This is a genomic window from Lelliottia jeotgali (genome assembly GCF_016771845.1).
GTDB classification, from domain to species: domain Bacteria; phylum Pseudomonadota; class Gammaproteobacteria; order Enterobacterales; family Enterobacteriaceae; genus Enterobacter; species Enterobacter jeotgali.
Map to the genome: position 1 here is coordinate 1 of NZ_JAENMQ010000017.1, position 13,592 is coordinate 13,592.

Genomic DNA, 13,592 nt, shown 5'->3' on the forward strand with positions numbered 1-13,592 from the left:
CGTAATGACATGGTATCTCTCGCATCCCAGGGCATAAGCGACTCCAAAAACGGGTTCGTATGCCTTAGTTGTAAGTGTCTACCATGTCCCCGAACAAGTGTTCATGATGTCCCCGGACCGCACACCCATAGAGGGAGAGGGTTATTGATATTATTTCGCGTCGGTCGCAGAACCATCCGCATGCCAGGTGAAGACACCGAACTCAAAGCCCTTCAGATCGCCCTTCTCATCCCAGGACAGGGGCCCCATTACGGTTTCCACGGAGTTGGCTTTCAGCCAGGTCGCGATTTCAGCCGGATCGGCTGACTGATTAAGGCCCGCCTGCAGAGATTGCAGCGCGGCGTAGGTGGTCCACACGAACGCGCCGCTAGGATCTTGTTTCTTGGCTTTGATCGCGTCCACAATCGGTTTGTTCGCCGGAACCTGATCGTAGTTCTTCGGCTTAGTGACCAGCATCCCTTCAGCGGATTCGCCCGCGATGTTAGACAGAGAAACGTTCGCCACGCCCTCTGGACCCATGAACTGGGTTTTCAGACCGGCTGCGCGCGCCTGGCGCAGGATCTGACCCATTTCCGGGTGATAACCGCCGTAGTACACGAAGTCGATGTTCTCTTTCTTCAGACGCGCCACCAGGGTAGAGAAGTCTTTCTCACCGGCGGTGATCCCGTCGAAGAACACCACTTTGGCATTGGCTTTTTTCAGGCTGTCCTGCACGGAGCGCGCCAGGCCTTCGCCGTACTGCTGTTTGTCGTGAACAATCGCGATGCGCTGCGGTTTCACCTTCTCAAGAATGTATTTCGCGGCAGTTGGGCCCTGATCAGAGTCCAGACCGGTGGTGCGCAGAATCAGTTTATAACCGCGTGCGGTCAGCTCTGGCGCCGTCGCCGCCGGGGTGATCATCAGAATGCCTTCGTCTTCATAGATATCAGACGCTGGCTGGGTGGAAGAGGAGCACAGGTGACCGATAACGTATTTGATCCCGTCGTTCACCACTTTGTTCGCCACCGCGACCGCTTGTTTCGGGTCACAGGCATCATCATATTTTACGATCTGCAGTTTTTCGCCTTTGATCCCGCCCTTGGCATTAATGTCTGCAACCGCTTGTTCTGCACCGGTAAATTCCTGGTCGCCGTATTGCGCTACCGGGCCGGACATCGCACCGACAACAGCCACTTTAATATCTGCCTGAGCCATAGTGCTGAATGCCAACGCGATACATCCTGCCAGTAACGCTTTACCCTTCATATTCATCCTGAGATTCCCCATTATTATGGTTATAACGATTGTTGTGATGTTGTTGTGTAGCGCTTTATTTCAATTATAGGTCTGCTGCCCGCGCATTTTCAGCACACTCTGCTAAAACATACCCCATTTTTATGATTTTGGAATAGCTAATTTGAAATGTATATATGCTAGCCCGGCACACATTTGCGACCGGGCTTTGGCTTTATCGAGTCAGCGCCGCAGAGATGATATCCAGCGCTTTACGGAACTGCGCTTCGGGGATGGTGAGCGGATAGAGGAAACGGATCACGTTGCCGTAGACGCCACAGCTGAGCAGCAACAGCCCATCTTCGAGCGCGCGTTCCTGCACCAGTCGGGTAAATTCTGCTGAGGGTTGTCCGGTTTCGGGATCGTTGAATTCCACTGCGACCATTGAGCCTTGCGCACGGATATCAGCGATAAACGGGCAGGCGGCCTGGGCTTTGCTCAATACTTCCACCAAATGATGGCCCAGATGCGATGCGCGGGTGCAGAGATCTTCTTCGTCGATCACTTCCAGCACCGCCAGCGCCGCCGCAATCGCCAATGGGTTACCGGCGTAGGTGCCACCGAGCCCGCCAGGTGCAGGGGCATCCATGACTTCAGCACGTCCAGACACCGCCGACAGCGGCATCCCGCCCGCCAGGCTTTTCGCCATAGTGATCAGATCGGGTTTAACGCAGTGGTGTTCCATCGAGAATAGCTTGCCGGTACGGGCAAAACCGGTCTGTACTTCATCAGCGATAAGCAAGATACCGTGGGTATCGCACAGCGCACGCAGGCCTTGCATAAAATCAGGCGGTGCGACGTTAAATCCGCCTTCGCCCTGAACCGGCTCAAGGATGATCGCCGCCACCTGGTCCGGGGCGATATCGGCTTTAAAGATACGTTCGAGGCTTTTCAGCGCGTCCTGAGAACTCACGCCGTGTAACGTATTGGGATACTGGGCGTGATAGACCGAGCCGGGGAATGGACCGAAGCCGAGTTTGTACGGTGCCACTTTGCCGGTCAGCGCCATCGTCATAAAGGTGCGCCCGTGGAAAGCGCCACCGAAGGTGATGAGACCTGGGCGTTTGGTGTAAGCGCGGGCGATTTTGACCGCGTTTTCGACGGCTTCTGCGCCCGTCGAGAAGAAGGCCGTTTTGGCGGGCCCCTCAATCGGCACGCGGGCGTTAATACGCTCCGCGAGGGCGATGTAGCCTTCGTACGGCACAATCTGGTACGCCGTGTGGGTAAACGACTGGAGCTGTTTTTCGATGGCGGCGATCACTTTGGGATGGCGATGACCGGTGTTGAGCACCGCAATCCCGGCCGCGAAGTCGATCACCTCGTTGCCCTCGACATCCCACAGCGTGGCGTTTTCCGCTTTATCGGCGTAAAAACCGCACATCACCCCGATGCCGCGCGGCGTGGCCTGCACACGCCGTTCATTTAACTCGTTATTTTTCACCCTGTCCCCCTGAAAGATTCGCATGCGTAGCGCATCTGTAAGTGTTTGCCAGGGGGGAAGAATTCGCCAGAGCGGGTGATGAAAAAAGTCCTCACCGTAGGCCCGATAAGCGAAGCGCCATCGAGCATCTGTATCCGGTCTTTGCCGGATGGCGGCGGAGCCTTATCCGGCCTACAACTTCATAGGGTCTATAAAAAACAAAACCCCCAGATTTTCATCCAGGGGTTATCGGGGTACTTCGCGGGAATTACGCTTCGATAGCGGCGCGAAGTTTTTTCATGGCGTTCTTTTCAAGCTGACGCACACGCTCAGCGGAGACGCCGTAGCGGTCGGCCAGTTCCTGCAGCGTGGACTTGTTGTCTTCGTCCAGCCAGCGGGCGCGGATAATCGCCTGGCTACGCTCGTCGAGACCTTCCATCGCGTGGGTGAGTTTGTTCGCAGCCTGATCTTCCCAGTTATCCTCTTCGATGCCATCGGCAAAGTTAGAGGTTTTATCCTGCAGATACAGAACCGGTGCCATCGGCTGGCTATCCTGCGCATCGTCGTCAGAAGACATATCGAATGTCATGTCCTGGGCGGCCATACGGGATTCCATCTCACGCACGTCTTTACTGGAAACGCCCAGCTCACGCGCGACCATTTCCACTTCTTCCTGGTTGAACCAGCCCAGACGCTGCTTGGCTTTACGCAGGTTGAAGAACAGTTTGCGCTGCGCTTTAGTCGTCGCGACTTTCACAATACGCCAGTTACGCAGGACGTATTCGTGAATTTCAGCTTTAATCCAGTGCACGGCGAAGGAGACCAGGCGCACACCCACTTCCGGGTTGAAGCGACGTACAGCCTTCATCAGACCGATGTTGCCTTCCTGAATCAAATCCGCTTGCGGCAGGCCGTAGCCCGAGTAATTACGAGCAACGTGAACAACAAAGCGCAGGTGAGACAGGATCAGCGTCTTAGCTGCTTCCAGATCGCCCTGGTAATGCAGCTTTTCAGCAAGCTCCTTTTCTTCCTCAGCCGTCAACATCGGCCAGGTGTTCGCAGCCCGGATATAAGATTCCAGGTTACCAACAGGGGCTAAAGCTAAAGTTTGCATTTCTTTGGTCATTCATTCCTCTCAATATAGTGTCTTCTGGCGGTGGTTTGTCCCCATCAGGCAACAAGCATGCCAAAGCATTTGAGCAGTGAGACTAACATTCACATTTTTATCAGACCGTGATTTTATCCACAAGTTCCATGTAACGCTGTGAATAAATTACGCACAAATTGTGACAGCGATAAGCGATTGCGGGGGAGAGTCAACAGGGACTCTTTCCCTGCAGAGTGAAGTACTCAGTGCAGGGAAAGATTATACCAGAGATTTTTTATTGCGGGGTAAAGTGACGTAAATGTTGTACGGTCGCCAGCCAGGCGGCTACCCACCCGATCATCGAACACACCAGCAGTAGCAGCAGGCACTCATCGAATCCTAACCCACTGATATCAAACTTGGTTCCGAAAACCTGCGCCACTTCAGTGACGGCAGACGAGAGCCGCATCACCAAAATTTCTGACAAAATCAGTGAAAGAAATGCGCCGGAAAAACCGAGCAGTGCGCCGCCGTACAGGAACGGGCGCAGGATGAATCCATCCGTCGCACCAATCAGTTTCTGCACGTTAATGCTATCGCGACGGGAGAAGATACTCAGACGCACGCTGTTACCGATGACGAGGAACACCGCCGCCACCATCAGCACGCCGATCATCGCCGCCACGCGCCCCACCAGCCCGGTCAGGGAGGCGAGACGAGCAAACCAGCTGTCGTCCATCCGCACTTCATCAATCCCATTGATGCGGGTGATGCGATCGCGCAGGGTGTTGAGTGAATCAGTCCCCTGGAAATCCAGCTTCGGGATCACCACCGCCACGGCGGGCAGCGGGTTCTCTTCGAGCATATCCAGCGCGCCACCGAAACCTGACCAGTTGCGGAACTCGCCCAGCGCTTCGTCGCGCGACAGGTAGTTCACCTTCTCGACACCCTGCTCCGACTGAAGCTGTCCCACCACCTGCGCGGCGGCGTTATCGTCCAGCGCTTTATCCAGATACACCGTAATCTGCGGTGACGGATAGTATTGCGAAGCCGCCTGGTTGACGTTTTTGTAGACCATATAGCAGACACTTGGCAGCGTCAGGGAGATGGCGATCACCATCACCGTCAGGAACGTCGCCAGTGGTTTGCTTTTCAGATCCTGCACCGCGCCGTGGAAGGCGTAGCGCACCTGTTCGTTAAAGACATTGGTCTTACGGGAGTTCGGTTTCGGTGCCGCTTTGGCGCGTTTTGGCGCGTTACGGTTGCCGTCTCCGCCGCCCTGAGGCTTGCGGAAACGGTCGAATCGATTGCCGAACTGCCGAATCTGGTTAATTGCGTCGCGCTTATTCAACGTGGCCTCCGTGCAAATGACCGTCGCTCAGGGTCAACATGCGGTACGAACGACGGGAAATCAGCCCGATATCGTGCGTCGCCATCAGGACTGTGACTCCCACGCGGTTAAATTCCTCAAACAGACGCAGAATGCCTTCAGACAGCGCATCGTCCAGGTTACCGGTCGGTTCATCCGCCAGCAGAACGGCGGGTTTATTCACCACCGCGCGAGCGATGCCCACGCGCTGCTGTTCACCACCGGAAAGCTGAATCGGGAAGTTCTTCGCTTTGTCCAGCAGGCCGACTTTGTCGAGCGCCGCCGACACGCGACGGCGGATATCATCATAGCTAGCACCTGCAATGATCAGCGGGATTGCTACGTTATCAAAGACGGTGCGATCCATCAGCAGGTGGTGATCCTGGAAAATCATACCGATCTGGCGACGCAGAAACGGCACCTCACGGTTTTTTAGACGGCTGATATCGTGGCCGCCAAAAAAGATGTTCCCGGCGCTTGGCCGCTCGATCCCACAGATAAGCTTGAGCAGGGTACTTTTCCCCGCGCCGGAGTGGCCGGTCAGAAATGCCATCTCGCCCGGCTGCAGGTGGAATGTGACTCCCTGCAGCGCTTGTCTCCCACCGAGATAGGCCTTGCTGACGTGTTCAAAGCGAATCATTGTTAGTCCTCTCGGGCAAATAGTGCCTCAATAAAGTCGTCCGATTTAAACGGACGCAAATCCTCGATACGTTCGCCGACACCGATATAGCGGATTGGGATGCCGAACTGATCCGCCACGGAGAAGATCACCCCACCCTTGGCGGTGCCGTCCAGTTTGGTCAGCGTAATCCCGGTCAGCCCGACCGCTTCATCAAACAGTTTCGCCTGGCTGATGGCGTTCTGTCCGGTGCTGGCATCGATGGTCAGCATGATCTCATGCGGCGCGTCTTCGTCCAGCTTCTTCATGACGCGAACGATTTTCTTCAGCTCTTCCATCAGGTGCGATTTATTCTGCAGACGCCCTGCGGTATCAGCAATCAGCACATCGACATTTCGCGCCTTCGCCGCCTGAATGGCATCAAAGATCACGGACGCGGAATCCGCGCCGGTGTGCTGGGCAATCACCGGAATGTTGTTGCGCTGGCCCCAGACCTGCAGCTGCTCAACGGCGGCGGCACGGAAGGTATCGCCTGCCGCCAGCATCACGGTTTTGCCCTGCTGCTCGAACTGACGCGCCAGTTTACCGATGGTAGTGGTTTTACCCACGCCGTTGACGCCGACCATCAGAATAACAAAGGGCGTTTTGCCTTCAATATTAAGCGGTTCGTCAACTTTTGCGAGAATTTCGCCCATCTCATCTTTCAGCAGACCGTACAACGCCTCGGCATCGCGCAGCTGTTTACGGCTGGCGGTTTCGGTCAGTTTAGCGATGATTTTACGCGTGGTTTCCACGCCAACGTCCGCAATCAGAAGCTGTTCTTCCAGCTCTTCAAACAGATCATCGTCGATTTTTTTGCCGCGGAACAGACTGATAAATCCGGAACCGAGGTTTTCTTTGGTTCTGAACAGGCTGCGTTTCAGACGCGCGAAGAAACCTTCTTTGGTCGGTTTTTCCTGCTCCTGAACGATCTCTTCTGCCGGTGCTTCTTCTTCCCGCTCTTCGACCGGAACGACAATCACCGCTTCTTCTGCGGCAACGGCAGCCAGCGCCTGGGCTTCAAGTTCTTCGTCAGTGATTTCTGGCTCGTTTTGCGCTTCTTCTTCAACGGCTTCCACGATTTCGACGGTTTCCGCTTCCGCCTGCCACTCTTCTGGCGCGATCTCTTCCGCTTTTACCTCTTCCGGCAGCGGAAGTTCTTCGTGCTCAATCACCGCCTGCGGCGCTTCTTCGACCACAGGCTCAACAATCTCTTCGACCGCCTGATGAACCACAACCGGCTCTGGTTTTTCGCTTTCCTGAATCTGTTCGGTGACGTCGACCACTTCTTCAGCAAAGGCTTCGGTCTCTTCTTTGCTGTGCGCGTGCTCTTCCGCTTCGATTACCGCGGCGGTTTCGACAGGGGTTTCAGGCTGCGACTGTTCTTCAACTGCCTGCTGCTCTTCGATTTTTTGTTCTGTGTCTTGCTCTTTTTCGCCGAAGCCCAGCCAGGAAAAGAAGCCACGTTTTTTTTGTTTTGCCATCTGCGACGACACTCCTCGCGGTGCTATATACATGGAAGCTATAAAAATGATGAAATAGTCTAACACTTTACCTAATTAACATCACCGCCTGGAATCGCAGGCCAATTGTTAGCAGAGCTTTCCTGAAATGAAGAAAACGAACCGCCCGGCCGGACAAATTCGTATTATCGGCGGCCAGTGGCGAGGCCGCAAACTGCCCGTCCCCGACAGCCCTGGCCTGCGCCCGACCACCGATCGCGTCCGAGAGACGTTGTTTAACTGGCTGGCACCGTCGATGGTTGACGCTCGCTGTCTGGATTGCTTCGCTGGCAGCGGCGCACTGGGCCTGGAAGCCCTGTCACGTTACGCCGCCAGCGCCACGTTGCTGGAGATGGATCGCAGCGTTTCCAAGCAGTTACAGCAAAATCTGGCCACACTGAAAGCGACCAACGCCAAAGTGGTGAACACCAACGCGCTGGCGTTTCTCGCGCAACAAGGCACACCGCACGACGTGGTGTTTATCGACCCACCGTTCCGTAAAGGGCTGCTGGAAGAGACGCTCACGCTGCTGGAAAACAACGGCTGGCTGGCGGATGACGCGCTGATCTACGTTGAAAGTGAAGTGGAAAATGGCCTGCCGCCGGTGCCCGTTCATTGGGATCTGCACCGCGAACAGGTCGCAGGCCAGGTGGCTTATCGTTTATATCACCGTGAAGTACAAGGAGAACCTGATGCCAGTACTGATTAATTTTGGCCGTTTGCTGATGCTGGGCGTCTGGGCGTTTCTGATCCTCAACCTGGTCCATCCGTTCCCACGCCCAATGAATATTTTCGTTAACGTGGCGCTGATTTTCACCGCCTTTATGCATGCGTTGCAGATGGTGATGCTGAAAAACGGTATGCCGAAAAACGGGCCGCCGATGACCGGCTGGCAGCAGCTGCGGGTGTTTATTTTTGGCGTGTTTGAGCTGCTGGTGTGGATGAACAAATTTAAGGCGCAGGCGAAGAAATAAGGTGCGTTTTTTTGCCCGGTGGCGCTGCGCTTACCGGGCCTACGAAACCTGTAAGCCAATGCAAGCGAAGCGCCGCCCGGCAAATCACGGCTCCGCAACAAACCCTTCAAACCGCGATCCCTTGTAACTCAACGTCCCGCGTTCCCCCACCGTCAACTGATGATACTGCTTCTCATCGAGGCGAAACGTCATCTCCAGCCCGCCGCTTTGTGGCTTAAAGCTCGCTTCATAGCGCATCAACGCGCCCGCGGGCGTCACCTGCTGCTGGCGTGAACGGCGCTCGTTGAGGGGTTTTTCGCGCTTATTGCTCACCACCACCTGCTTTTGCAGCATCGGCGCGGCGTCATTATCAGCCTTTTCACGACGCTGCTGCACAAAACGAAATGAGGCGGCGATGACGATAATCGCCACGACAACCACGAAGAAAAGCGGCATTTTGCTCATTGTTGAATCCCATCAGATTATGCGGAAATCAGGATACCGCGTCCGATCCGGCATTGCCAAACGCCTGCCCGCGTCACTACACTGAATCAGAGAATCTTTCTTCAAAAATAACAGATACAGGGAGTTAATATGCTTTGGTCATTTATCGCTGTCTGTTTTTCCGCATGGCTTTATGTCGATGCGTCGTATCGCGGGCCTACGTGGCAGCGCTGGTTGTTTAAACCGGTCACACTGCTGCTCCTGCTGTTGCTCGCCTGGCAGGCACCGATGTTTAACGCCGTCAGCTATCTGGTGCTCGCGGGCCTTTGCGCCTCGTTGATTGGTGACGCGCTCACGCTGCTGCCGCGCCAGCGTCTGCTCTACGCCATTGGGGCATTTTTCCTCTCGCATCTGCTCTATACCATTTACTTCGCCAGTCAGATGACACTCTCCCTGTTCTGGCCGCTGCCGCTGGTGCTGCTGGTCATTGGAGCGCTGTTGGTGGCCGTCATCTGGACACGCCTGGAAGAGATGCGCTGGCCGGTCTGTACCTTTATCGCCATGACGCTGGTGATGGTCTGGCTGGCGGGTGAACTGTGGTTCTTCCGCCCAACATCACCTGCCATGTCGGCGTTCTTCGGTGCTGCGCTGTTGTTAATTGGCAACATCGTCTGGCTCGGGAGTCACTACCGCCGTCGCTTCCGTGCGGATAATGCGATTGCCGCCGCCTGCTACTTCGCCGGGCATTTCCTGATTGTGCGTTCGCTGTATATTTAATAGTGCTTGACTCTGGAGTCGACTCCAGAGTGTATGCTGCGGTTAATGAGAAAATTATCATTACCGGAGAGTGCCATGTCGACTCCAGAAACACCGAAAAAAGTGCCGCAATTCTCGGCACTGAAACTCAGCCCTGTTCCCGCTAAAGACGACTGCTGCTGCGACAGCGGATGTGAAACCCAAACGGCATCTGCGCTGCCTGAAACCGGCGAGCGCTACACCTGGGTAGTCAACGGGATGGACTGCGCCGCCTGCGCCCGCAAAGTCGAGAACGCGGTAAAACAGGTGCCGGGCGTCAGCCACGTTCAGGTCCTGTTCGCCACCGAAAAGCTGCTGGTCAGCGCCGATACGGATGTCAGCAAACAGGTTGAGGCGGCGGTCACCAAAGCCGGTTACTCCCTGCGCAACGAGCAACAACCTGCCGAAAAAACCTCTCCCCTGCGGGAAAACCTGCCGCTCATCACCCTGATTATCATGATGGCGCTCAGCTGGATGCTGGAGCAGTTTAACCATCCGTTCGGTAATCTGGCGTTCATCGCCACCACCCTGGTTGGCCTGTTCCCGATTGCGCGTCAGTCGCTGCGCCTGATGAAAAGCGGCAGCTGGTTCGCGATTGAAACCCTGATGAGCGTCGCGGCTATCGGCGCGCTGTTTATCGGCGCGACGGCAGAAGCAGCGATGGTTCTGCTGCTTTTCCTCATCGGTGAACGGCTTGAAGGTTGGGCGGCAAGTCGTGCACGTAAAGGCGTTAGCGCGTTGATGGCGCTGAAACCGGAGACGGCGACGGTGGTGGTGAATGGCGAGCGCCAGACAGTCGCTATCACGGCGCTGCGTCCGGGCGATGTGATGGAAGTGGCCGCCGGCGGGCGTTTGCCTGCAGACGGGACGCTTCTCACCGCGATGGCCAGCTTCGATGAAAGCGCCCTCACCGGTGAGTCGATCCCCGTTGAGCGCGAAACCGGCGAGAAAGTCCCGGCAGGCGCGACCAGCGTGGATCGTCTGGTGCAGCTCACGGTGCTTTCCGAACCCGGCGACAGCGCCATTGACCGCATCCTGAGGCTGATTGAAGAAGCCGAAGAGCGCCGCGCGCCCGTCGAGCGTTTTATCGACCGCTTCAGCCGCATCTACACGCCGGTCATTATGCTGATTGCCCTGCTGGTGGCCATTGTTCCGCCGCTGTTGTTCAGCGCGCCGTGGGAGGCGTGGATCTACAAGGGGCTGACGCTGCTGTTAATCGGTTGTCCATGCGCACTGGTGATTTCTACGCCTGCGGCCATTACGTCTGGCCTTGCGGCAGCCGCACGACAGGGGGCGTTGATTAAAGGCGGTGCGGCGCTGGAGCAATTAAGCCAGATTCAGCAGATTGCGTTCGATAAGACCGGCACGCTGACGGTCGGCAAACCGCAGGTGACGGGGATGTATCCCGCCGATGACGCATTGCTGGCGCTGGCCGCCGCCGTCGAGCAGGGTTCCACTCACCCGTTGGCGCAGGCAATTGTGCGTGAAGCGCAGTCGCGTGGGCTGACCATTCCCGCCGCCAGCGCGCAGCGGGCGCTGATGGGATCGGGTATCGAAGCCATCGTTGAGGGCAGCAAGGTGCTGATTTGCGCCGCTGATAAATTCCCGGCTGACGAGTTCAGCCCGCAAATCCGCGAGCGGGAACAGGCCGGGCAAACGGTGGTCATCATCGTCGTCAACGGTGTGGCAAAAGGCGTATTGGCTCTGCGCGATACTTTGCGCGACGACGCCAAAGAGGCGGTTGCGGCGCTGCATCGGTTGGGGATTCAGGGTGTGATTCTGACCGGAGATAACCCACGCGCGGCGGCGGCCATCGCCAAAGAGTTAGATCTGGAATTCAGAGCGGGATTATTACCGGCAGACAAAGTGCAGGCAGTCACTGCGCTCAATGCTCAGACGCCGCTGGCGATGGTCGGCGACGGGATTAACGACGCCCCGGCGATGAAAGCCGCCACGATTGGGATTGCGATGGGTAGCGGCACCGACGTGGCGCTCGAAACCGCCGATGCGGCGCTGACGCATAACCGCCTGACCGGTCTGGCGCAGATGATTTCGCTGGCACGTGCGACGCGGGCCAATATTCGTCAGAACATCACGATTGCGCTGGGGCTGAAGGGGATTTTCCTGGTCACCACGCTATTAGGCATAACGGGCCTGTGGCTGGCGGTGCTGGCGGATACGGGTGCGACGGTGCTGGTGACCGCGAACGCGCTGCGGTTGTTGCGTCGGAGGTCATAAACGCCGGGTGGCGGCTTCGCCTTACCCGGCCTACGAATTTGTGCAAATAACGAAGCGATGATTTCGTAGGCCCGTGCAAGCGAAGCGCCGCCGGGCAAAAAGCGATGATGTTGTAAGCCGGGTCTACCCGGCGAAAAGCAACTACCCTTTGCGCACCAGATACCGATACGGAAGGGATTCCGTGGCTTGAGCCACCAGCTCATGTTCCATAAAGGTACAAAAACCCGGGATATCGCGGGTGGTGGCAGGATCGTCAGCAATGATCAGCAGCGTCTCACCACTTTGCATCGTGCGCACGGTTTTGCGCACCATCATCACCGGCTCCGGGCAGCGGAGGCCCTGCGCATCAAGGGTATGGTCTGGGCTGGCAAACAGGTCGGTCATCATCGTCTCATTCACATCAAAAAACGGCTGTAGTTTACGCCGCGTTTTGCCCAAAGCAAACCAGGTTAACGATTGCGCGAAAATTAGCCATTGCAAAGAACGTTGAACGCAGTATGATGCGACCGTTTTTATTGGGTTCCCTCACCCCAAATATCCATCAAAAAGGTCACAATATGACGCAGTTCTCTCAATCGCAGCGCGTAAAAGCGTTGTTCTGGCTATCGCTATTCCATCTACTGGTGATCACTTCCAGTAACTATCTGGTGCAGCTGCCGATCTCTATTTTTGGTTTCCACACCACCTGGGGCGCATTCAGCTTCCCGTTTATCTTCCTCGCGACCGATTTAACCGTGCGTATCTTTGGCGCGCCGCTGGCCCGACGCATTATCTTTGCGGTGATGCTGCCTGCGCTGTTCATCTCGTACGTCATCTCTTCCCTGTTCTACATGGGAAGCTGGCAGGGCTTTGAGGCGCTGACGCACTTCAATCTGTTTGTCGCTCGAATCGCTGCCGCCAGCTTTATGGCGTACGCGCTGGGACAGATCCTCGACGTTCATGTGTTTAACCGCCTTAGACAGAATCACCGCTGGTGGATGGCACCGACGGCGTCCACGCTGTTCGGTAACGTCAGCGACACGCTGGCCTTCTTCTTCATCGCTTTCTGGCGCAGCCCGGATGCCTTTATGGCCGCCCACTGGATGGAAATCGCGCTGGTGGATTACTGCTTCAAAGTGCTGATCAGCATTGTGTTCTTCCTGCCGATGTACGGCGTGCTGCTGAATATGCTGATGAAAAGGCTGGCGGATAAATCTGAAATCTCGGCATTGCAGGCCGGTTAAAGGTTCGCTTTATCAGTTGTGATAAGATGGATGAATGAGCCGTTATGGCCGTTTATCGAAAGGAAGATGTTAATGCGCAATCTGGTTAAATATGTCGGGATTGGCCTGCTGGTCGTGGGTCTTGCAGCCTGTGATAACAGCGATACGAAAACCCCTGCTCAGGGCGCTTCCGCTGAAAGCAATGCTACCGGTCAGCCGGTGAGTCTGATGGATGGCAAACTCAGTTTCTCTCTGCCGGCGGATATGACCGACCAGAGCGGCAAGCTGGGTACGCAGGCGAACAACATGCACGTCTATTCCGATGCCACCGGGCAGAAAGCAGTGATCGTGATTGTCGGTGACGACGCTAACGAAGATCTGGCGGTGCTGACCAAGCGCCTGGAAGATCAACAGCGTAGCCGCGATCCGCAGCTGCAGGTAGTGACCAACAAGTCCATCGAACTGAAAGGCCACACCCTGCAACAGCTGGACAGCATTATCTCTGCCAAAGGCCAGACCGCCTACTCCTCCGTGGTGCTCGGTAAAGTCGACGGCAAACTGCTGACCCTGCAAATTACCCTGCCAGCGGACGATCAGCAGAAAGCGCAGACCGCAGCGGAAAACATTATCAATACCATCGTGATCCAGTAAT

14 protein-coding genes are annotated in these 13,592 nt (G+C 56.1%); 6 read left to right on the forward strand and 8 right to left on the reverse strand.

Annotated features, from left to right (window positions below):
• Window positions 1–150 precede the first annotated feature (150 nt).
• From livJ to ftsY, 6 genes are all read right to left on the reverse strand, one after another.
• A complete protein-coding gene (gene livJ / locus JBO43_RS21460; protein ID WP_146052596.1) occupies window positions 151–1,251 on the reverse strand; it encodes a branched chain amino acid ABC transporter substrate-binding protein LivJ in 1,101 nt (366 codons plus the stop codon).
• 196 nt (window positions 1,252–1,447) lie between these two features.
• Complete coding sequence (locus JBO43_RS21465) at window positions 1,448–2,713, reverse strand: 4-aminobutyrate--2-oxoglutarate transaminase (RefSeq protein ID WP_202675011.1); 1,266 nt, start codon at window positions 2,711–2,713, stop codon at window positions 1,448–1,450.
• Window positions 2,714–2,960: 247 nt separating this feature from the next.
• The gene (gene rpoH / locus JBO43_RS21470) at window positions 2,961–3,818 is read right to left on the reverse strand and encodes an RNA polymerase sigma factor RpoH (protein WP_015960825.1); all 858 of its coding nucleotides are present in this window, start codon (window positions 3,816–3,818) and stop codon (window positions 2,961–2,963) included.
• A 256-nt stretch (window positions 3,819–4,074) separates the two neighbouring features.
• Window positions 4,075–5,130: a permease-like cell division protein FtsX gene (gene ftsX / locus JBO43_RS21475; protein WP_202675013.1), complete on the reverse strand. Its 1,056-nt coding sequence runs from the start codon at window positions 5,128–5,130 to the stop codon at window positions 4,075–4,077.
• A complete protein-coding gene (ftsE, locus tag JBO43_RS21480; protein WP_095283769.1) occupies window positions 5,123–5,788 on the reverse strand; it encodes a cell division ATP-binding protein FtsE in 666 nt (221 codons plus the stop codon). Before ftsE ends, ftsX begins: the two co-directional genes overlap by 8 nt.
• Before the next feature lie 2 nt (window positions 5,789–5,790).
• Window positions 5,791–7,290 (reverse strand): signal recognition particle-docking protein FtsY, encoded by a 1,500-nt coding sequence (ftsY, locus tag JBO43_RS21485; protein WP_202675015.1) that lies wholly within the window; start codon window positions 7,288–7,290, stop codon window positions 5,791–5,793.
• 127 nt (window positions 7,291–7,417) lie between these two features.
• Between ftsY and rsmD the strand changes: the two genes are divergently transcribed.
• Window positions 7,418–8,017: a 16S rRNA (guanine(966)-N(2))-methyltransferase gene (gene rsmD, locus JBO43_RS21490; RefSeq protein ID WP_202675017.1), complete on the forward strand. Its 600-nt coding sequence runs from the start codon at window positions 7,418–7,420 to the stop codon at window positions 8,015–8,017.
• On the forward strand, window positions 8,001–8,282 hold the full coding sequence (locus JBO43_RS21495; RefSeq protein ID WP_095283772.1) for a DUF1145 family protein: 282 nt from the start codon (window positions 8,001–8,003) through the stop codon (window positions 8,280–8,282). Before rsmD ends, JBO43_RS21495 begins: the two co-directional genes overlap by 17 nt.
• Window positions 8,283–8,366: 84 nt before the next feature.
• Here JBO43_RS21495 and JBO43_RS21500 read toward each other — a convergent pair whose 3' ends face one another.
• On the reverse strand, window positions 8,367–8,726 hold the full coding sequence (locus JBO43_RS21500) for a DUF2500 domain-containing protein (protein ID WP_095283773.1): 360 nt from the start codon (window positions 8,724–8,726) through the stop codon (window positions 8,367–8,369).
• Window positions 8,727–8,855: 129 nt separating this feature from the next.
• On the opposite strand from JBO43_RS21500, the gene JBO43_RS21505 reads away from it, so the two are divergent.
• A complete protein-coding gene (locus tag JBO43_RS21505; protein ID WP_095283774.1) occupies window positions 8,856–9,482 on the forward strand; it encodes a lysoplasmalogenase in 627 nt (208 codons plus the stop codon).
• A gap of 75 nt (window positions 9,483–9,557) precedes the next feature.
• Window positions 9,558–11,738: a Zn(II)/Cd(II)/Pb(II) translocating P-type ATPase ZntA gene (gene zntA / locus JBO43_RS21510; RefSeq protein WP_202675019.1), complete on the forward strand. Its 2,181-nt coding sequence runs from the start codon at window positions 9,558–9,560 to the stop codon at window positions 11,736–11,738.
• A 141-nt stretch (window positions 11,739–11,879) separates the two neighbouring features.
• Here the strand turns inward: zntA and tusA are convergent, their stop codons facing one another.
• Window positions 11,880–12,122 (reverse strand): sulfurtransferase TusA, encoded by a 243-nt coding sequence (tusA, locus tag JBO43_RS21515; RefSeq protein WP_095284415.1) that lies wholly within the window; start codon window positions 12,120–12,122, stop codon window positions 11,880–11,882.
• 173 nt (window positions 12,123–12,295) lie between these two features.
• Between tusA and JBO43_RS21520 the strand changes: the two genes are divergently transcribed.
• Window positions 12,296–12,961 carry a 7-cyano-7-deazaguanine/7-aminomethyl-7-deazaguanine transporter gene (locus JBO43_RS21520; RefSeq protein ID WP_095283776.1) on the forward strand — a complete coding sequence of 222 codons (666 nt, stop codon included), beginning with the start codon at window positions 12,296–12,298 and terminating at the stop codon, window positions 12,959–12,961.
• 72 nt (window positions 12,962–13,033) lie between these two features.
• On the forward strand, window positions 13,034–13,591 hold the full coding sequence (locus tag JBO43_RS21525; protein WP_095283777.1) for a DcrB family lipoprotein: 558 nt from the start codon (window positions 13,034–13,036) through the stop codon (window positions 13,589–13,591).
• Window position 13,592: the final 1 nt, after the last annotated feature.